Source organism: Polaromonas sp. P1_F8 (assembly GCF_056405635.1).
This window is the reverse complement of the sequence record NZ_JBFUBS010000003.1, coordinates 182,684-201,232: the sequence shown is the minus strand read 5'-3', so window position 1 is coordinate 201,232 and position 18,549 is coordinate 182,684. Positions and strand designations below refer to the sequence as shown.

Sequence of the window (18,549 nt, the reverse complement as noted above, 5' to 3'; positions counted from 1 at the left end):
CATTAGTTCCCCTGTAGAGCGATGGTTTACACAGGCTGCGGCTGGAAGCCGGGGGCTGTCGGCACTTGCTGACAGCTGCCCGCGCCGCCCGCTGATGAGCGGCCCGCGGCATGATGCCTAGCATCGACGCATTGGCCACCACCCACGGGAGTTTTCATGAGCACAACAAAATCAGACCACGACACCCTTTGGGAGCTGATCCAGGGCATCAAGTTCGGCATGCTGACCCACCGCCAGGCCAGCGGCATGTTGCACGCCCATCCCCTGACCACGCAGAACCAGTCGCTTGACGCGGAATCGCATCTGTATTTCTTCATCTCACGCAAAAGCGAGATGGCCCAGCGGCTGCAGCAGGACGGCAATGTCAACGTGTCCTACGCCGACCCGGGCGCCGACAGCTACGTATCGGTGTCGGGCCAGGCGGCGATCGCGGAAGACCAGGCCAAAAAAGAAGAACTCTGGTCACCGCTTGCCCGCGCCTGGTTTCCTGCGGGCGTCAACGACCCGGACCTGGCGCTGCTGGAAGTGCGCATTCATCACGCCGAATACTGGGACGTGAAGGAAAGCAAGATGGTGCAGCTGGCCAAAATGGCCAGGGCGGCCATCCTGGGCGAGTTGCCGCGCAAGCTGGGTGAGCACAAAGAGCTGCATATTTCCTGAGAATTCGCCCGAAAACCTGTCCCCAACCGGCCCTATCCATGCCCTTTATCTCTTTCAACAAAGCCACTGAGCCCAGCGCCCCCGACGATTTGCGCATCAATACCGCGGCAGTCTTGTACATAGAAGCCTCACGTCCCGACCTGATGGGCCAGACCACCATCCACATGCTGGGCCAGGGCACCACCGTCAATGCTGTCACCGAGTCGATAGGCACCGTGGTTTCCACCATAGGCGGGTTGGTGGCGGTCAAGCGCCACTACCTGGCACCCCCGCCCGACGACGGCGCGAGCACGGTCTATGTGCTGCCCGCCAATGTCAGCCACATACGCCCCAACCTGCCGCTGTCACCGGAGTTCTGGTACCTGAAGTTTGTCGACGGCTCGGAATTGCGGGTGGTAGACCCGCTGCCGTCGGGGCTATAGCCTCCCCCAATGAAAAATCCCCGCAGGAAACTGCGGGGATTTTTTGCATACGCAAGGGGCAAGCCCACTTCACTTCTTTTCAGTCTGCGCCGGCACATAGCGCACGGGCTCATCACCCACGCGCAGGTAATTCACCACGCCCATCACGTCATCGACCAGCCAGACGGCTTTTTCAAGCGCCTCTGATTGCTCGCGCGTCTTGACGCAACCCTTGAGAAAGACCAAACGCCGCTCGCCCTGCACCCACACACTGGTGTCGTCGAACCGGCCGTCAAGCTTGATGTATTGCGATACGCGCGGAATGATTTCCTGGTCGTACCAATACGAGTTGGCCAGGCGGCAACGCCCCACCCGATAGCAACTGCCGCCGTGCTGCGCCCGCACATGGGCCACGTCGCGCACTTCCTGCTCGGTATAGAGCGGCCCCTCCGGCACAGGGCATGGGTTGATTGCCGAAGTGACCTGCAGGAAGGGGTCATTGAAGGCGTTCTTGCGCGCTTCCTGAGCTTGAGCGGCTGAACCGGTGGCAAAAAAAAGAACAAAAAAAAGGAAGGAAAGAAGTGACGGTTTCTTCATCACTTCATCCTTCCATTTCAGCTTGCGGCTGTCAAGCCGCCGGCAGGGTGTCCACTTAAGCGGCCACGCCGTCCTTCACAGTGTCAGCCATGTCGGTGTAGTCCTTGACCTGGTCGAAGTTGAGGTACTGGTAGATCTTGTCGCTGGCGGCGGTCAGCACACCCATGTCGGCCATGTATTCGGCCTTGGTGGGGATGCGGCCCAGCTTGGAGCAGATCGCGGCCAGCTCGGCGGAACCGAGATAGACGTTGGAGTTTTTCCCGAGTCGGTTCGGGAAGTTGCGGGTGGAGGTGGAAAACACCGTCGCGCCCTCTTTCACCTGCGCCTGGTTGCCCATGCACAGGCTGCAACCCGGCATTTCCATGCGGGCACCGGCCGAGCCGAGCACGCCGTAGTGACCTTCTTCGGTCAGCTGCTTGGCATCCATCTTGGTCGGCGGCGCCATCCACAGTTTGACGGGGATGTCGCGCTTGTTTTCGAGCAGCTTGGAGGCCGCGCGGAAATGGCCGATATTGGTCATGCAGCTGCCGATAAAGACTTCGTCGATCTTGCTGCCGGCCACTTCGCTCAGCGTCTTCACGTCGTCAGGGTCGTTCGGGCAGGCCACGATAGGCTCATGAATGTCGGCCAGATCGATCTCGATGACGGCGGCGTATTCGGCGTCCGCATCGCCCTTGAGCAACTGCGGGTCGGCCAGCCAGGCTTCCATGGCGGCGATGCGGCGCTTGATGGTGCGCACATCCGAGTAACCCGTCGCGATCATCCATTTCAGCATGGTGATGTTGCTGTTGATGTATTCGATGATGGGTTCCTTGTTCAGGTGCACCGTGCAGCCGCCGGCAGAGCGCTCTGCGGAAGCGTCGGAGAGCTCAAACGCCTGTTCGACCTTCAGGTCGGGCAAGCCTTCGATTTCCAGGATGCGGCCGGAGAAGATGTTCTTCTTGCCTTGCTTGGCGACCGTCAACAGACCGGCCTTGATGGCGTACAGCGGGATCGCATTCACCAGGTCACGCAGTGTGATGCCGGGTTGCATTTCACCCTTGAAGCGCACCAGCACGGATTCAGGCATGTCCAGCGGCATGACGCCGGTGGCTGCGCCGAAAGCCACCAGGCCGGAACCCGCGGGGAAGCTGATGCCGATGGGAAAACGCGTGTGGCTGTCGCCGCCGGTGCCAACGGTGTCGGGCAGCAGCATGCGGTTGAGCCAGCTATGGATGATGCCGTCGCCCGGACGCAGTGGAATGCCGCCGCGGTCGCTCATGAACTCGGGCAGCTCGTGGTGCATCTTCACATCGACCGGCTTGGGATAAGCCGCCGTGTGGCAGAAAGACTGCATCACCAGGTCGGCGCTGAAACCCAGGCAGGCCAGGTCTTTCAGTTCGTCGCGCGTCATCGGGCCGGTGGTGTCCTGCGAGCCGACAGAAGTCATCTTGGGCTCGCAGTAAGTGCCGGGGCGTACGCCCTGGCCTTCGGGCAGGCCGACCGCACGGCCAACCATTTTTTGTGCCAGCGTAAAGCCGCGGCCGTTGTCGGCCGGATTCTGCGGCAGGCGGAACTGGGTAGACACGGGAAGGCCCAGCGCAAAACGTGCCTTGGCCGTGAGGCCGCGGCCGACGATCAGCGGAATGCGGCCACCGGCGCGCACTTCGTCAAACAGCACGTCGCTCTTGAGTTTGAACTCGGCGATGACCTTGCCGTCTTTCAGCGCCTTGCCGTCGTAGGGGCGCAGTTCGATCACATCGCCCATGGCCATCTGGCTCACATCGAGTTCGATCGGCAGCGCGCCCGAATCTTCCATGGTGTTGTAGAAAATCGGGGCGATTTTCGAGCCGAGGCAGACGCCGCCGAAACGCTTGTTCGGCACATAGGGGATGTCTTCACCGGTGAACCACAACACCGAGTTGGTCGCGGACTTGCGCGAGGAGCCGGTACCGACCACGTCGCCCACATAGGCCACCAGGTTGCCCTTGGCTTTCAGCTCTTCAATGAACTTGACCGGGCCGCGCTTGCCGTCTTCTTCGGGCGTCACGCCGGGGCGGGCATTCTTGTGCATGGCCAGCGCGTGCAGCGGAATGTCGGGGCGGCTCCAGGCATCGGGTGCGGGCGACAGGTCATCGGTGTTGATCTCGCCGGCCACCTTGAAGATGGTGAGCTTGATCGACTCGGGCACTTCCGGACGGCTGGTAAACCACTCGGCATCGGCCCAGCTTTGCAGCACGGCCTTGGCGTATTTGTTGCCCTTGCCGGCCTTTTCCTGCACGTCGTGGAACTGGTCGAACATCAGCAGCGTGTGCTTCAGGCCGTTGGCCGCTTGCGTGGCCACGCTGTCTTCTGCGTCGTCGAGCAGCTCGACCATCGGGCTGATGTTGTAGCCGCCCAGCATGGTGCCAAGCAGTTGCACGGCTTTTTCGCGCGAGATCAGTGAGCACTTTTCGGTGCCGTGCGCCACGGCAGCGAGATAGCTGGCCTTGACCTTGGCGGCCGCATCGACCCCGGCCGGCACGCGGTGCGTGATCAGCTCCACCAGAAAGGCCTCTTCGCCCTTGGGTGGGTTCTTCAGCAGCTCAATGACCTCACCGGTCTGCTGGGCCGACAACGGCAGCGGGGGAATACCCAGCGCGGCGCGCTCGGCCACGTGGTTGCGGTAGGTTTGTATGAACTCGGGCATCATGGTTTTCTTCTCCTGTACTCAAATATTTGCACGGTCGATGCGCGTGCGGTCGCGGTCTGTGTCTGTATTGGGCTTTATGGGGCTTTACGGGGCTTTGGCCGGGGCAGTTTCTGGCTGAGCAGAACCCGTGCCAGCCTGAGCTGGCGCGGCTTTGGCAGGCAAGGCCTCCAGAATGCTGGTCGGGGGGTTCTTCTTCATGTCGTCGGCAAAAGTCACCTGCGCCGGGCTCATGCACTCGTCAGCCAGACGCTGGCCCATTTTCTGGCTCATCAGCATCGACTTGTTGCCCAACTGGAGCCACATGGCGCCTGCACGGCCGTCTTCCAGGCGGATGGCACCGGTGCGGCTTCCGACCGGGTGCATGCGAAAGCGCATCTTGCCCGTCTGCACCAGGAAGAAGCCCGGGCGTTTTTCATTCGGCGTGATGGTGACGGAGGCACCCAGTTCGCAGGGAATCGTGCCGATGTAAACCCGCTTGGCGAGCTCCAGGTCTTCAGGGGTCAAGGTGACAGACGGGTCATCGTCAATGGGCGTCCTTTCTTCGACCACCTTGGCGGCAGAGCGCCTGATCGGTGCGCGCTTGGCGGCCTGGGCGGGCTGGTCAGCTGTGGCGGCAGCCTTGGGCGCGGCAGCTTTAGGGGCTGCCGTCTGGGCCAGCAACAGGGCCGGGGCGGCCAGCATCAGGGCAGAGAGAGCGAAATGTTTCATGGGGGTCCTTTGGAACGGTCAACAGTCAATCGGGGAAATCAGTGAAGCGGCGCAGAAAAATACGCCTGCGCCTCGTGCGGCAAAACACGGCCGGTCTGGTGCGCGCGCTCCAGAACCTGCCAGAAGTAGCGGTAGCTCGCGCGGTCGTGCAGCTTGCCTTCAAAACTGATGGGAGCCCAGTCTGAACGTGCGGCAGCAGCTATTATTTTTGTAGCACTTTCAATCTCGCCTTCGGTAGGCGCAAAAGCCGCCAGGATAGGCCGGATCTGGTTGGGGTGGATGCTCCACATGCGGGTGTAGCCCAGTTCACGGGCAGCATGGCGTGCGGCGGAAGTCATGGCCTCAGTGTCATTGAACTCTGTGACAACACAATGCGACGGCACTTTGCCGTGGGCATGGCAAGCCGACGCGATTTCGAGCTTGGCGCGCATCACCAGCGGATGTGTGAACTGGCCGCGGCTGCTCATGCCGTCGGCGGGAATCGCACCGCCATGCGCCGAGACAAAATCCATCAGGCCAAAACTCAACGACTGCACGCGCGGATGCGCCGCAATGTCGAAAGCGTTTCGCACCGCGAGTGGAGACTCGATCAGCACGTGCAGTGGCAGGCCGCCGGCCGATGCCGCGAGCAGAGCCTGCTCGGCCCGGACTACATCGGCAACCGACTCCACCTTGGGGACCATGATGTGTGAGAGATGGCGGGACAGCTTTCCGGCAATGACAGCCATGTCGGCATCAAAGGCGGGGTGGTCCACCGAATGGATGCGTACCGCAACGCGGGCCTTGTCGCTGGCCAGGGCCGCCAGCGCCACGACCATTGCGGCATGGTCGGCTTCGCCGCCCACGGGTGCGCCGTCTTCGCAATCCAGCGTCACGTCAAACACGCAGGCGCCGAACTCCTCGATCATTTCGGCCTGCAACTGCAGGCTTTTGCGCATGCGGGCTTCGACACCGCTGTAGTGATCGCAGACCGGAAGAAACCCGGCTTGCGCTTGGGCACCCAACAGAACGTCGCGCGGATGTTTCATTGAATAAACGCAAGTTCTCGGGCCGTAGCGAGCGGCTCGCGGGCCAGGCGCGGGTGGCAGGCAACCGGAGTGCACTTAAGGTGCATGAGGATTGCCTGACGGGCTCCGCAACAACGCCCCCGAGTCGCGCAGTAGGCCATTACAAGAGGTGTTTGACGCCGTCTTGCTCACCCTTAAGCTCGTCCAGGGTCTTGGTGATGCGTTCCTGGCTGAACGCATCGATCTCCAGGCCTTCGACCAGTTTGTATTCGCCGTTTTCGCAGGTCACGGGGAAGCCAAACATGACATCCTTCGGGATGCCGTACTGGCCATCGGACGGGATACCCATGGTGACCCACTTGCCGTTGGTGCCCAGGGCCCAGTCGCGCATGTGGTCGATGGCGGCGTTGGCTGCGGATGCAGCCGAGGAGAGGCCGCGCGCTTCAATGATGGCGGCGCCGCGCTTGCCGACGGTGGGCAGAAACACGTTGGCGTTCCATTCCTGGTCGTTGATCATCTTGGCGACGCTTTCACCCTTGATGGTGGCAAAACGGTAGTCAGCATACATCGTGGGCGAGTGGTTGCCCCAGACGGTGAGTTTTTCAATGTCGGCCACGGCCTTGCCGGTCTTGGCGGCAATCTGGCTGGCGGCGCGGTTGTGGTCCAGGCGCAGCATGGCGGTGAAGTTCTTGCGCGGCAGGTCAGGGGCGCTCTTCATGGCGATGTAGGCATTGGTGTTGGCGGGGTTGCCGACCACCAGCACCTTGACGTTGCGGCTGGCCACGGCGTTGAGCGCCTTGCCCTGCGCCGTGAAGATGGCGCCGTTGACGGCCAGCAGCTCGGCACGTTCCATGCCGGGGCCGCGTGGGCGCGAGCCGACCAGCAGCGCGTAGTCGGCGTCCTTGAAGGCGGTCATTGGGTCGCTGTGGGCTTCCATGCCGACCAGCAGCGGGAACGCGCAGTCGTCGAGTTCCATCATCACGCCCTTGAGCGCTTTTTGCGGGCCTTCAACCGGCACTTCGAGCAGTTGCAGGATGACGGGCTGGTCTTTGCCGAGCATTTCGCCGGAAGCAATACGGAACAACAACGCGTAACCGATTTGGCCTGCTGCACCGGTGACTGCAACGCGGACGGGTTTTTTGCTCATGATGGGAGGACTCCAGGAAGTTGAAAATCGGTTGAATGAGGGATGTAGCGTGAGATGTCTGGCGCGACCCTGGAATATCTGGAAGTGATTGCTAACGGGTCTTATGCTTTTACCCGTCAAAATCACCGCAAAACAGCAGGCCGCGCGCTGGCTCAGCCAAAGATTTTACGCTTGAAAAGCAGCGGGCGTCAATTTGTCTTATGTCTTATATAAGATATGATACGGCCAGCCAGAATCCAACCCATGACCGCCATTCCCGCCCTACCCGCCGATGACTTTGCAGGTGCCACGCCGGCGTTCAGTCCGCTGTACCAGCAGATCAAGGCCCTGATCCTGCAAAGCCTGCAATCAGGCGAATGGAAACCGGGCGAAGCCATCCCTTCCGAGATGGACCTGGCAGCGCGCTACCGTGTCAGCCAGGGCACGGTGCGTAAGGCCATCGACGAGCTGGCCACCGACAACCTGGTGGTCCGCCGCCAGGGCAAGGGCACCTTTGTTGCCACCCACGCCGAGCAGCATGTCCAGTTCCGCTTTCTCAAGCTGGTCCCCGACAGCGGCACGCCGGGCAGCGAAGGCCCGGCCCAACGCGACATCATCGACTGCCGGCGCGTGCGCGCCAGCGCCGAGATTGCACGCACGCTGGCCTTGCGCACCGGGGACGCCGTGCTGCAGGCCCGACGCGTGCTGAGCTTTGCCGGCACACCGACCATTCTTGAAGACATCTGGCTTCCCGCCGCGCCCTTCAAGGGCCTGACGGCCGAGCGGCTGGCCGACTACCACGGCCCCATGTATGCGCTGTTTGAGACCGAATTCAACGTGCGGATGGTTCGCGCCGAAGAGAAAATACGCGCCGAAGCAGCCACCGACGGGCGCGAGCTGCTATTAAAAGTAGAGCACGGAGCACCGCTTTTGAGCGTGGAGCGCATCGCCTACACCTACAACGATGCGCCCATGGAGCTGCGCCGCGGCTACTACCGCACCGACACACATCACTATCACAACACCCTGAACTGAACAGCGCCAGCAGGCTCAAGGGCAACAGAAAACCCTGCCAGGCAAACCTGCCGCGGCATGGCCGCGAGAGCCCGGCGGTGCAACCATAACAACATGACCGACGATGAAATCCCTTCAAGCCATGACACCGCCGAAGCGCCAGCAACGGCATATGCGCGCCGCTGAATTGCCGTCCGGATGGGGTGATTTGTAATCGTCATGTCAGTTACGACGACCTTCGCGCAGCAATTGCGAACTGTTGTGCCGGCAAACGCGCTTTTCCCGACAAAAATTTCCGGCCATCACCCGAAGCAGCCGGGATTGTTGCTGCATTGCAATAGAATTTCGGGTTGAGCCGCTTTGGCAGTTACAAAGCCGTTACTCAAAAACACAGAAAGCCAAGTATGTCCGAATCAGCGACAACCGTAGCGAAGAAGCGGCCCGAGTTCCGCAACATCAACGCCCTGACCGATCTCCCCTCCTATCGCCTCCCCCTCGCAGGCATTGTCTCCATCCTTCACCGTATCAGCGGGTTCATCATGTTTTTGCTGATGCCCTTCATCATCTGGATGTTCGACACCTCGATCTCTTCGGAAATCTCCTTCGAGAAATTCAAGGCAGCCTTCAACGTCGGCATGCTGGGCCTTCCCGGCATCATCTGGAAGCTGGTGGCACTGGCCCTCATCTGGGCTTACCTGCACCATTTCATCGCCGGCCTGCGCCACTTGTGGATGGACGTGAGTCATGCCGCCGTCAGCAAGGAGTTCGGCAAGTCGTCCGCCCTCTTCACGCTAGCCGTGAGCGTCATCCTGACGCTCGTCCTGGCCATCAAGCTGTTCGGCTTTTACTGATCTGAAGGAGCACAAAAAATGGCAGTTAACTACGGCTCCAAGCGCATCGTTGTCGGTGCCCACTATGGCTTGCGCGACTGGCTCGCGCAGCGCATCACGGCCGCCCTGATGGCCCTCTTCACCTTGCTGGTCCTGGCCCAGGTCATCTTCAGCAAAGGCCCCATCGGCTACGACAAATGGGCCGGCATCTTCTCGTCCCAGTGGATGAAGACGCTGACGTTTGTGGTCATCGTCGCACTGCTTTACCACGTGTGGGTCGGCATGCGCGACATCTGGATGGACTACGTCAAGCCGGCCTCCATCAAGCTGGTCCTGAATGTTTTCACGATTGTCTGGCTGGTGGCCTGCGCCGGCTGGGGCATCCAGGTCCTGTGGCGCCTTTAAGCCCTCGCTGACTCCACAGACCCGACAAGAAGACCGACACCCCACAAAAATCATGACAGCAACATCCAAACTCCCAAAGCGCAAATTTGACGTCGTCATCGTCGGTGCCGGCGGCTCCGGCATGCGCGCATCGCTGCAACTGGCACGCGCCGGCCTCAACGTGGCCGTGCTTTCCAAAGTGTTCCCTACCCGCTCGCACACCGTTGCAGCCCAGGGCGGCATCGGCGCATCGCTCGGCAACATGAGCGAAGACAACTGGCACTACCACTTCTATGACACCGTCAAGGGCTCCGACTGGCTCGGCGACCAGGATGCCATTGAATACATGTGCCGCGAAGCACCCAAGGTCGTGTATGACCTCGAGCACATGGGCATGCCTTTCGACCGCAACCCCGACGGCACGATTTACCAGCGCCCCTTCGGCGGCCACACCGCCAACTACGGCGAAAAGCCCGTGCAACGCGCCTGCGCGGCGGCCGACCGCACCGGCCACGCCATGCTGCACACGCTGTACCAGCAAAATGTCAAGGAAAAAACCAGCTTCTTCGTCGAGTGGATGGCGCTGGACCTGATCCGCGACTCGGCTGGTGACGTCGTGGGCGTGACCGCCCTCGAAATGGAAACCGGCGACGTCCACATTTTTGAAGCCAAGACCACGCTGCTGGCCACCGGCGGCGCAGGGCGCATTTTTGCCGCGTCAACGAACGCCTTCATCAACACTGGCGACGGCCTGGGCATGGCGGCACGTGCCGGCATCCCGCTGGAAGACATGGAGTTCTGGCAATTCCATCCCACCGGCGTGGCCGGCGCCGGCGTGCTGCTGACCGAAGGCTGCCGCGGCGAAGGCGCAATTCTGCGCAACAGCAACGGTGAGCGTTTCATGGAGCGTTATGCGCCCACGCTGAAAGACCTGGCACCGCGCGACTTCGTCTCGCGCTCCATGGACCAGGAAATCAAGGAAGGCCGCGGCTGCGGCCCCAACAAGGATTACATCCTGCTGGACATGACCCACCTGGGCGTGGACGCCATCATGAAGCGCCTGCCCTCGGTGTTCGAGATCGGCCACAACTTCGCCAACGTCGACATCACCAAGGAACCGATTCCCGTGGTGCCCACCATCCACTACCAGATGGGCGGCATCCCGACCAACATCCATGGCCAGGTTGTCACGCAGGACGCCAACAACCAGAGCCAGGTGGTCAACGGCCTGTATGCGGTGGGCGAATGCTCCTGCGTCAGCGTGCACGGCGCCAACCGCCTGGGCACCAACTCGCTGCTCGACCTGCTGGTGTTCGGCAAGGCCGCCGGCAACCACATCGTCGAGTTCGCCAAGACCACCACGCACAAACCGCTGCCGGCGGATGCCGCCGACAAAACCCTGGCCCGCATCGCGCGCCTGGACAACGCCACCGACGGCGAATACGCGCAAGATGTGGCCAACGACCTGCGCGCCGCCATGCAGCAGCACGCCGGTGTGTTCCGCACACAGGCCATCATGAACGAAGGCGTGACGAAAATCGCCGCGCTGCGTGCCCGCGTCAACAGCATCGGCCTCAAAGACAAGTCGAAGATTTTCAACACCGCGCGCATCGAAGCGCTGGAAGTGGAAAACCTGATCGAAGCAGCGCAGGCCACCATCGTGTCCGCCGCAGCCCGCCAGGAAAGCCGCGGTGCGCACTCCGTCGACGACTACGGCGACACGCCCGCGCACCCGAACGGCCGCAACGACACCGACTGGCACAAACACACGCTCTGGTACAGCGAAGGCAGCCGCCTGGCTTACAAGCCGGTGCAGATGAAACCCCTGACGGTCGATTCGGTACCGCTCAAGACGCGTACTTTCTGAAGACGTTGCCCTGACTGCCCTGACGCCCTGCGACCCCACAAGAAGCGAGAACCCCATGACCAAACGCACCTTCAAGATCTACCGCTACGACCCGGACACCGATGCCAAGCCCTACATGCAGACCATCGAGGTGGAGCTCGACGGCCACGAGCGCATGCTGCTGGACGCGTTGATGAAGCTGAAGGCGCAGGATCCGACCATCAGCTTTCGCCGCTCGTGCCGCGAAGGCGTGTGTGGCTCCGATGCGATGAACATCAACGGCAAGAACGGCCTGGCGTGCCTGACCAACATGCGCACGCTGCCCGAGGTCATCATCCTCAAGCCCCTGCCCGGCCTGCCTGTGGTGCGCGACCTGATCGTCGACATGACGCAGTTCTTCAAGCAGTACAACTCGATCAAGCCCTACCTGATCAACGACAACGTGCCGCCCGAAAAAGAGCGCCTGCAAAGCCCCGAAGAGCGCGATGAGCTGAACGGCCTCTACGAGTGCATCTTGTGCGCCAGCTGCTCCACCTCCTGCCCCAGCTTCTGGTGGAACCCCGACAAGTTCGTCGGCCCGGCCGGCCTGCTGCAGGCCTACCGCTTCATCGCCGACTCCAGAGACGAAGCCACCGCCGAGCGCCTGGACAACCTGGAAGACCCGTACCGCCTGTTCCGCTGCCACACCATCATGAATTGCGTCGACGTCTGCCCCAAGGGCCTGAACCCGACGAAAGCCATCGGCAAGATCAAGGAAATGATGGTTTTGCGGACAGTCTAAATATGGCCCCCACGCTCGTCACTTCGTGTACTTCGCTGCCCCCCGAGGGGGCGCGTTTCGCCTTGGGGCGGCCCGGCGGCGAAACCTCCACGGTCTGAACGATATGGAAACCACCGACGCCCTGTTGGACGAGCGAGCCCTGAGCAAGCTCAAGTGGCGTTGCCGGCGCGGCCTGCTGGAAAACGATTTGCTGATCGAGCGCTTCTTTTTGGCACACGAAGCCACGCTAACCGTCAGGCAGGCTAAAGGGTTAAATGATTTAATGGATTTGTCCGACAACGATTTGCTGGACCTGCTGTTAAAACGAAAAGTTGCCGGCCAGCTGCCCGATGAAGCGGCCAAGGCAAGTGCCTCTACTTCTGAAGCCCATGAAGTTTTAAAGTTGCTGCAGCCCGCAGCGCCGGCCCCCGATTACGCGTCCGTCCTCCATTGACACTGATACGAAAGAAAGAAGCACGAAATGAAGCTAGCTGACAACAAAGCCACCCTGTCCTTCAGTAACGGCAGCCCCAGCATCGAGTTGCCGGTGTACCAGGGCAGCGTTGGTCCGGACGTCGTTGATATCCGCAAGCTGTATGCCCAGACCGGCATGTTCACCTATGACCCCGGTTTCCTGTCGACCGCCGCCTGCCAGTCGGCCATCACTTATATCGACGGCGACAAGGGCGAGCTGCTGTACCGCGGCTACCCCATCGAGCAGCTGGCCACCAACTGCGATTACATGGAAACCTGCAACCTGCTGCTGTACGGAGAGCTGCCCAATGTCGAGCAGAAGAAAGATTTCGTCAGCCGCGTGACCAACCACACCATGGTCAACGAGCAGATGCAGTTTTTTCTGCGCGGTTTCCGCCGTGACGCGCATCCGATGGCCATCATGACCGGCCTGGTCGGCGCCTTGTCAGCCTTCTACCATGACAGCACCGACATCACGAACCCAGAGCACCGCGACATCTCCGCCATCCGCCTGATCGCCAAGATGCCGACACTGGTCGCCATGGCTTACAAGTACACCGTGGGCCAGCCCTACATGTACCCCAAGAACAACCTGAGCTACGCCGGCAACTTCCTGCACATGATGTTCGCCACGCCGTGCGAAGAGTACAAGGTCAACCCGGTGCTCGAACGCGCGCTGGACCGCATCTTCATCCTGCACGCCGACCACGAGCAAAACGCCTCGACCTCCACGGTGCGCCTGTGCGGTTCGTCCGGCACCAACCCGTTTGCAGCGATTGCCGCCGGCGTGGCTTGCCTCTGGGGCCCGGCACACGGCGGCGCCAACGAAGCGGCACTCAACATGCTGGGCGACATCCAGAAAGCCGGCGGCATCGAGAAAATCGGTGACTTCATCAAGCAGGTCAAGGACAAGAACTCCGGCGTCAAGCTGATGGGTTTTGGTCACCGCGTCTACAAGAACTACGACCCGCGCGCCAAGCTGATGCAGGAAACCTGCAAGGAAGTGCTCAAGGAAATGGGCCTGGAAAACGATCCGCTGTTCAAGCTCGCCATGGCGCTGGAAAAAATTGCCCTGGAAGACGAATACTTCGTGTCGCGCAAGCTCTACCCCAACGTCGATTTCTACTCCGGCATCGTGCAGCGTGCCATCGGCATCCCGGTGCCACTGTTCACGGCGATTTTTGCGCTGGCCCGCACCGTCGGCTGGATTGCCCAGCTCAACGAAATGATCGGCGACCCCGAGTACAAGATCGGCCGTCCACGCCAGTTGTTCACCGGCTCCACGACCCGTCAGGTGTTGCCGCTGGCCAAGCGCTAAGCCGCCTCGCGTTGACACAAAGCCCGCCCGTGGCAGCATCGGCGGGCTTTTTTACGCCCCAGGCTTTTTATCGCGCAACCCAAGAAGTCGCGATATACCTGTCATTTGCTATACTTTTGATAGCTGCTTGCGCCCGTCGTTATTGGGCTTTAGCCTTAAAATATCCAAAATTTCCGGCGATCTGGGCTGAAAACGCCTCTCGGCAAGCAGGTCATCGCGTTTTGCGATGGCAAAACACCAAGCGCAGTTGCAAAATAGCGCCTACCCATCGTTCAGCACGATGACACTGCGCCCATGCCCATGAAAAGCTCCGAACGCAACTTTGCCCGCCGCATTGACCTGACCTCGCTTCAGCTCTTTGTGGCCGTGTGCGAGCTCGGCAGCATCGGTAAAGCGGCCGAGCGCGAATTCATTGCCGCCTCAGCCGTGAGCAAACGCCTTTCCGACCTCGAAGCCACGCTGGACACGCCGCTGCTGTACCGCCACACCCGCGGTGTTGACCTGACGCCCGCCGGCGAAAGCCTGCTCCACCACGCACGCTCGGTGCTGTTCAGCCTCGAGAAAATGCAGAGCGAGCTCAGCGAATACGCCGACGGTGTGCGCGGCCATGTGCGCGTGCACGCCAGCATCTCGGCCATCGTGCAGTTTTTGCCGGAAGACCTGGGCGCCTTCACCCGTGAGCATTCGGGCATCAAGATCGACCTGGAAGAGCATCTGAGCACCGAGGTGGTCCGCGCGGTGCAGGAAGGCGCGGCCGACCTGGGCATCTGCAATACTGCCGACGGCGCGGGTGACCTGCAGGTACTGCCCTACCGCAGCGATAAATTGGTGTTGATTGTGCCAAGAGGCCACGCCCTGTGTTCGCAAGGCGCTATCAAATTTGAAGCAGCACTGGACTACGACCAGGTCGGCCTGCACTCCAACAGCTCGATTTACCTGGCCATGCGCGAAGCGGCCGCCCGGCTGGGCCGCACCATCAAGCTGCGCATCCACGTCACCGGCCTGGACGCCATGTGCCGCATGATCCACAACGGCCTGGGCGTGGGCGTGATGCCGCAGCGCGCCTTTGAGCTCATGCATGGTGTCGGCGAGCTCGAGTCCATCCCGCTGCTGGATGCCTGGGCCGAGCGCCAGATCCAGCTGGTGGCGCGCGACTTTTCCACCCTGCCCCTGACGGCGCGGCTGCTGGTGGAACACCTCACGCAGCCCGCCGCACCGCACACCAGTGCAATCCAACCCGCCAAAACCGCAGCCATGGCTGCGGGTGCAGCGGCCTAAAATCACCCCCCTACGACAGACGATAACGAGAGACCACGAAAGAAACCCATGGGACGCACCCTCTACGACAAAATCTGGGACGAGCACGTCGTTCATACCGAAGACGACGGCACGGCCATCCTCTACATCGACCGCCACCTGGTGCACGAAGTCACCAGCCCGCAGGCTTTTGAAGGCCTGCGCGAGGCCAGCCGCAAGGTCTGGCGCATCAGCTCCATCGTCGCCACGGCCGACCACAACACGCCGACCACCGGCTGGGAGCTGGGCTACGACGGCATCACCGACCTGGTGAGCAAGGAACAGATCACCACGCTGGACAGCAACATCAAGGAATTCGGCGCGGCCGCCTTCTTCCCCTTCCTCTCCAAACGCCAGGGCATCGTGCACGTCATCGGCCCCGAAAGCGGCGCCACGCTGCCCGGCATGACGGTGGTCTGCGGTGACTCGCACACCTCCACGCACGGCGCTTTCGGCGCGCTGGCGCACGGCATCGGCACCAGCGAAGTCGAGCACGTGATGGCGACGCAAACCCTGCTGGCCAAAAAAGCCAAAAACATGCTCGTGAAGGTTGAAGGCAAGCTCGCCCCCGGCCTGACGGGCAAGGACATCGTGCTGGCCATCATCGGCAAGATCGGCACGGCAGGCGGCACGGGTTACACCATTGAATTCGCCGGATCGGCGATTCGTGCGCTCAGCATGGAAGGCCGCATGACGGTCTGCAACATGGCGATTGAAGCCGGCGCCCGCGCCGGCCTGGTGGCGGTCGACCAGAAAACCATTGATTACGTCAAAGGCCGCTTGCTCTCGCCCACCGGCGTCGAATGGGATATGGCCGCCAAATACTGGAACACGCTGCACTCGGACGCCGACGCGAAGTTCGACGCCGTCGTCGAGCTCGACGCCAGCCAGATCCTGCCGCAGGTCACCTGGGGCACCTCGCCCGAGATGGTGCTGTCGATTGACGACCGCGTGCCCGACCCCGACAAGGAAAAAGACGCCAACAAGCGCGATGCCATCGAACGCGCACTGAAGTACATGGGCCTGGAGCCCGGCAAGGCGCTGAACGACCTGTACATCGACAAGGTGTTCATTGGTTCCTGCACCAACAGCCGCATCGAGGACATGCGCGAGGCAGCCGCCGTCATCAAGAAGATCGGCCAGAAGGTTGCCAAGAACGTCAAGCTCGCACTGGTCGTTCCGGGCTCAGGCCTGGTCAAGGAACAGGCCGAGCGCGAAGGCCTGGACAAGATTTTTGTGGCCGCCGGCTTTGAATGGCGCGAACCAGGCTGCTCGATGTGCCTGGCCATGAACGCTGACCGGCTGGAGCCGGGCGAGCGCTGCGCATCGACATCCAACCGCAACTTCGAAGGCCGGCAAGGCGCTGGCGGGCGTACGCATTTGGTCAGCCCGGCCATGGCCGCGGCGGCGGCAGTGCACGGTCACTTCGTTGACATCAGAAAATTCTCTTAAAGAGCCGCACCATGCAGAAATTCACCGTACACAAGGGCCTCGTCGCCCCGATGGACCGCGAGAACGTCGACACCGACGCCATCATCCCCAAGCAGTTCCTCAAGTCCATCCGCAAGACGGGCTTTGGCCCCAACCTGTTTGACGAATGGCGCTACCTGGACGCGGGCTTTCCCGGCCAGGACCCGGCCACACGCAAGCCCAACCCCGACTTCGTGCTGAACCAGCCGCGTTATGCCGGCGCCTCCATCCTGCTGGCGCGCAAGAACTTCGGCTGCGGCTCCTCCCGCGAACACGCGCCCTGGGCGCTGGACCAATACGGTTTTCGCGCCATCATCGCGCCCAGCTATGCCGACATCTTCTTCAACAACAGCTTCAAGAACGGCTTGCTGCCCATCGTGCTGCCCGAAGCGCAGGTGGCCCAGCTGTTCGACGAAGCGCTGGCCTTCCCCGGCTACCAGCTCACGGTCGACCTTGAACGGCAAGTGATCGTCAAGCCGCAGGGTGAAGAACTGCCGTTCGACGTGCAGGCTTTCCGCAAGTACTGCCTGCTCAACGGCCTGGACGACATTGGCCTGACCTTGCGCCAAAGCGACAAGATCAAGGCCTTTGAAGCCGAGCGCCTGGCAACCAAACCCTGGCTGAACCACACGGTGGCGGGCTAAATTAACAACAAAATCGCGCTCCAGCCCAATAAGGTCGGGCGCAAGCAGCTATAAAAAAGATAGTAAAAATGAAAATCGCAATCCTCCCTGGTGACGGCATCGGCACCGAAATCGTCGCTGAAGCCGTCAAGGTATTGAAGGCGCTCGACCTGAAGTTTGAAACCGAAAGCGCACTGGTCGGCGGCGCAGCATACGAGGCCCATGGCCATCCCTTGCCCGAAAGCACGCTCAAATTAGCCAAGGAAGCTGACGCCGTGCTGTTTGGCGCGGTCGGCGACTGGAAATACGACACGCTGGACCGGCCGTTGCGGCCCGAGCAGGCCATCCTGGGCCTGCGCAAAAACCTTGGCCTGTTTGCCAACTTCCGTCCGGCGATTTGTTATGCCCAGCTGGTAGATGCTTCCAGCCTCAAGCGCGAGCTGGTGTCAGGCCTGGACATCCTCATCATCCGCGAGCTGACCGGCGACATCTACTTCGGTCAGCCCCGAGGCCGGCGCGTCTCACCCGACGGGCATTTCCCCGGATCAGAAGAAGCTTTTGACACCATGCGCTACTCGCGTCCCGAGATCGAACGCATCGCCCACGTCGCCTTCCAGGCTGCCCGCAAGCGTGACAAGCGCGTCACCAGCGTCGACAAGGCCAACGTGCTGGAAACCTTCCAGCTCTGGAAAGACGTGGTCACCGAAGTCGGCAAGCAGTATCCCGACGTCGCGCTGGACCACATGTATGTGGACAACGCCGCGATGCAGCTGGTGAAGGCGCCCAAGAAGTTTGACGTGGTCGTCACCGGCAACATGTTCGGCGACATCCTGTCTGATGCCGCCGCCATGCTCACCGGCTCCATCGGCATGCTGCCTTCGGCCAGCCTGAACGACAAAAACCAGGGCCTGTACGAGCCCAGCCACGGCAGCGCACCCGACATTGCCGGCAAAGGCGTGGCGAATCCACTGGCCACCATCCTGAGCGCGGCCATGATGCTGCGCTTCAGCCTGAACCAGCCCGAAGCCGCCGCCCGCATCGAAAAAGCCGTGGACGCCGTGTTGAGCCAGGGCCTGCGCACGCCTGACATCTATAGCGAAGGTACGACAAAAGTCGGCACGGTGGAGATGGGCAACGCAGTCGTAAAAGCGCTGGGATAACTGGAGCCCCCACGCTTTTTCACTGCGTGTAATGCGCTGCCCCCCCGAGGGGGCGCATTTTTCCTTGGGGCGGCCCGGCGGAAAAACACCTCTGACGTTTTTTTGCAGCAAACCACCTCAAACCAGCGCCAAAACACGGGTTTGAGGCGGCTGTCAGCCCCGATAAAGCCAAGCCTGGCTACAATTAACACCATGCGTAAAAAC

Annotated in this window: 18 protein-coding genes; 13 read left to right on the top strand and 5 right to left on the bottom strand. The window is 61.5% G+C overall.

Going from position 1 to position 18,549, the window contains the following annotated elements:
• Positions 1 to 156 precede the first annotated feature (156 nt).
• Both AC1D1J_RS12720 and AC1D1J_RS12715 read left to right on the top strand, forming a co-directional pair.
• Positions 157 to 660 carry a pyridoxamine 5'-phosphate oxidase family protein gene (locus AC1D1J_RS12720; protein WP_477688108.1) on the top strand — a complete coding sequence of 168 codons (504 nt, stop codon included), beginning with the start codon at positions 157 to 159 and terminating at the stop codon, positions 658 to 660.
• A 38-nt stretch (positions 661 to 698) separates the two neighbouring features.
• Positions 699 to 1,082, top strand: a complete 384-nt coding sequence (locus AC1D1J_RS12715) for a hypothetical protein (RefSeq protein ID WP_477688107.1) — start codon at positions 699 to 701, stop codon at positions 1,080 to 1,082.
• Positions 1,083 to 1,151: 69 nt separating this feature from the next.
• Here the strand turns inward: AC1D1J_RS12715 and AC1D1J_RS12710 are convergent, their stop codons facing one another.
• The 5 genes from AC1D1J_RS12710 to AC1D1J_RS12690 all read right to left on the bottom strand — a co-directional run bounded on the left by AC1D1J_RS12710 (position 1,152) and on the right by AC1D1J_RS12690 (position 7,191).
• Positions 1,152 to 1,658 carry a BON domain-containing protein gene (locus AC1D1J_RS12710; RefSeq protein ID WP_477688106.1) on the bottom strand — a complete coding sequence of 169 codons (507 nt, stop codon included), beginning with the start codon at positions 1,656 to 1,658 and terminating at the stop codon, positions 1,152 to 1,154.
• Positions 1,659 to 1,713: 55 nt separating this feature from the next.
• A complete protein-coding gene (locus AC1D1J_RS12705) occupies positions 1,714 to 4,329 on the bottom strand; it encodes a bifunctional aconitate hydratase 2/2-methylisocitrate dehydratase (protein ID WP_477694867.1) in 2,616 nt (871 codons plus the stop codon).
• An 84-nt stretch (positions 4,330 to 4,413) separates the two neighbouring features.
• On the bottom strand, positions 4,414 to 5,037 hold the full coding sequence (locus AC1D1J_RS12700; RefSeq protein ID WP_477688104.1) for a hypothetical protein: 624 nt from the start codon (positions 5,035 to 5,037) through the stop codon (positions 4,414 to 4,416).
• 38 nt (positions 5,038 to 5,075) lie between these two features.
• The gene (locus tag AC1D1J_RS12695) at positions 5,076 to 6,065 is read right to left on the bottom strand and encodes an HpcH/HpaI aldolase/citrate lyase family protein (protein ID WP_477694866.1); all 990 of its coding nucleotides are present in this window, start codon (positions 6,063 to 6,065) and stop codon (positions 5,076 to 5,078) included.
• 139 nt (positions 6,066 to 6,204) lie between these two features.
• The gene (locus AC1D1J_RS12690; RefSeq protein ID WP_457279332.1) at positions 6,205 to 7,191 is read right to left on the bottom strand and encodes a malate dehydrogenase; all 987 of its coding nucleotides are present in this window, start codon (positions 7,189 to 7,191) and stop codon (positions 6,205 to 6,207) included.
• 243 nt (positions 7,192 to 7,434) lie between these two features.
• Between AC1D1J_RS12690 and AC1D1J_RS12685 the strand changes: the two genes are divergently transcribed.
• The 11 genes from AC1D1J_RS12685 to leuB all read left to right on the top strand — a co-directional run bounded on the left by AC1D1J_RS12685 (position 7,435) and on the right by leuB (position 18,345).
• Positions 7,435 to 8,205: a GntR family transcriptional regulator gene (locus AC1D1J_RS12685; protein ID WP_477688102.1), complete on the top strand. Its 771-nt coding sequence runs from the start codon at positions 7,435 to 7,437 to the stop codon at positions 8,203 to 8,205.
• Positions 8,206 to 8,588: 383 nt separating this feature from the next.
• Complete coding sequence (gene sdhC / locus AC1D1J_RS12680) at positions 8,589 to 9,035, top strand: succinate dehydrogenase, cytochrome b556 subunit (protein WP_477688101.1); 447 nt, start codon at positions 8,589 to 8,591, stop codon at positions 9,033 to 9,035.
• An 18-nt stretch (positions 9,036 to 9,053) separates the two neighbouring features.
• Complete coding sequence (gene sdhD, locus AC1D1J_RS12675; protein WP_477688100.1) at positions 9,054 to 9,419, top strand: succinate dehydrogenase, hydrophobic membrane anchor protein; 366 nt, start codon at positions 9,054 to 9,056, stop codon at positions 9,417 to 9,419.
• A gap of 52 nt (positions 9,420 to 9,471) precedes the next feature.
• Positions 9,472 to 11,265, top strand: a complete 1,794-nt coding sequence (gene sdhA, locus AC1D1J_RS12670) for a succinate dehydrogenase flavoprotein subunit (protein WP_477671354.1) — start codon at positions 9,472 to 9,474, stop codon at positions 11,263 to 11,265.
• Between the two features lie 55 nt (positions 11,266 to 11,320).
• Positions 11,321 to 12,025 (top strand): succinate dehydrogenase iron-sulfur subunit, encoded by a 705-nt coding sequence (locus AC1D1J_RS12665; RefSeq protein ID WP_122955671.1) that lies wholly within the window; start codon positions 11,321 to 11,323, stop codon positions 12,023 to 12,025.
• 103 nt (positions 12,026 to 12,128) lie between these two features.
• Positions 12,129 to 12,458, top strand: a complete 330-nt coding sequence (locus AC1D1J_RS12660; protein WP_477688099.1) for an FAD assembly factor SdhE — start codon at positions 12,129 to 12,131, stop codon at positions 12,456 to 12,458.
• A 27-nt stretch (positions 12,459 to 12,485) separates the two neighbouring features.
• On the top strand, positions 12,486 to 13,796 hold the full coding sequence (gltA, locus tag AC1D1J_RS12655) for a citrate synthase (RefSeq protein WP_477657143.1): 1,311 nt from the start codon (positions 12,486 to 12,488) through the stop codon (positions 13,794 to 13,796).
• 300 nt (positions 13,797 to 14,096) lie between these two features.
• On the top strand, positions 14,097 to 15,074 hold the full coding sequence (locus AC1D1J_RS12650; RefSeq protein ID WP_477695080.1) for a LysR family transcriptional regulator: 978 nt from the start codon (positions 14,097 to 14,099) through the stop codon (positions 15,072 to 15,074).
• Between the two features lie 48 nt (positions 15,075 to 15,122).
• Positions 15,123 to 16,544, top strand: coding sequence for a 3-isopropylmalate dehydratase large subunit (gene leuC, locus AC1D1J_RS12645; protein WP_477694865.1), 1,422 nt, complete (start codon positions 15,123 to 15,125; stop codon positions 16,542 to 16,544).
• A gap of 11 nt (positions 16,545 to 16,555) precedes the next feature.
• Positions 16,556 to 17,206 carry a 3-isopropylmalate dehydratase small subunit gene (gene leuD, locus AC1D1J_RS12640; RefSeq protein WP_477688097.1) on the top strand — a complete coding sequence of 217 codons (651 nt, stop codon included), beginning with the start codon at positions 16,556 to 16,558 and terminating at the stop codon, positions 17,204 to 17,206.
• Between the two features lie 68 nt (positions 17,207 to 17,274).
• Positions 17,275 to 18,345, top strand: coding sequence for a 3-isopropylmalate dehydrogenase (leuB, locus tag AC1D1J_RS12635; RefSeq protein ID WP_477694864.1), 1,071 nt, complete (start codon positions 17,275 to 17,277; stop codon positions 18,343 to 18,345).
• Positions 18,346 to 18,549: the final 204 nt, after the last annotated feature.

Excerpts from the sequence above, each read along its gene's own strand:
- AC1D1J_RS12705 (WP_477694867.1), bottom strand. The coding sequence starts at position 4,329 with ATGATGCCCGAGTTCATACAAACCTACCGCAACCACGTGGCCGAGCGC.
- sdhC (WP_477688101.1), top strand. The coding sequence starts at position 8,589 with ATGTCCGAATCAGCGACAACCGTAGCGAAGAAGCGGCCCGAGTTCCGC.
- leuC (WP_477694865.1), top strand. The coding sequence starts at position 15,123 with ATGGGACGCACCCTCTACGACAAAATCTGGGACGAGCACGTCGTTCAT.
- gltA (WP_477657143.1), top strand. The coding sequence starts at position 12,486 with ATGAAGCTAGCTGACAACAAAGCCACCCTGTCCTTCAGTAACGGCAGC.
- AC1D1J_RS12710 (WP_477688106.1), bottom strand. The coding sequence starts at position 1,658 with ATGAAGAAACCGTCACTTCTTTCCTTCCTTTTTTTTGTTCTTTTTTTT.
- sdhA (WP_477671354.1), top strand. The coding sequence starts at position 9,472 with ATGACAGCAACATCCAAACTCCCAAAGCGCAAATTTGACGTCGTCATC.
- leuB (WP_477694864.1), top strand. The coding sequence starts at position 17,275 with ATGAAAATCGCAATCCTCCCTGGTGACGGCATCGGCACCGAAATCGTC.
- AC1D1J_RS12650 (WP_477695080.1), top strand. The coding sequence starts at position 14,097 with ATGAAAAGCTCCGAACGCAACTTTGCCCGCCGCATTGACCTGACCTCG.
- sdhD (WP_477688100.1), top strand. The coding sequence starts at position 9,054 with ATGGCAGTTAACTACGGCTCCAAGCGCATCGTTGTCGGTGCCCACTAT.
- AC1D1J_RS12690 (WP_457279332.1), bottom strand. The coding sequence starts at position 7,191 with ATGAGCAAAAAACCCGTCCGCGTTGCAGTCACCGGTGCAGCAGGCCAA.
- AC1D1J_RS12700 (WP_477688104.1), bottom strand. The coding sequence starts at position 5,037 with ATGAAACATTTCGCTCTCTCTGCCCTGATGCTGGCCGCCCCGGCCCTG.
- AC1D1J_RS12715 (WP_477688107.1), top strand. The coding sequence starts at position 699 with ATGCCCTTTATCTCTTTCAACAAAGCCACTGAGCCCAGCGCCCCCGAC.
- leuD (WP_477688097.1), top strand. The coding sequence starts at position 16,556 with ATGCAGAAATTCACCGTACACAAGGGCCTCGTCGCCCCGATGGACCGC.
- AC1D1J_RS12695 (WP_477694866.1), bottom strand. The coding sequence starts at position 6,065 with ATGAAACATCCGCGCGACGTTCTGTTGGGTGCCCAAGCGCAAGCCGGG.
- AC1D1J_RS12720 (WP_477688108.1), top strand. The coding sequence starts at position 157 with ATGAGCACAACAAAATCAGACCACGACACCCTTTGGGAGCTGATCCAG.
- AC1D1J_RS12660 (WP_477688099.1), top strand. The coding sequence starts at position 12,129 with ATGGAAACCACCGACGCCCTGTTGGACGAGCGAGCCCTGAGCAAGCTC.
- AC1D1J_RS12665 (WP_122955671.1), top strand. The coding sequence starts at position 11,321 with ATGACCAAACGCACCTTCAAGATCTACCGCTACGACCCGGACACCGAT.
- AC1D1J_RS12685 (WP_477688102.1), top strand. The coding sequence starts at position 7,435 with ATGACCGCCATTCCCGCCCTACCCGCCGATGACTTTGCAGGTGCCACG.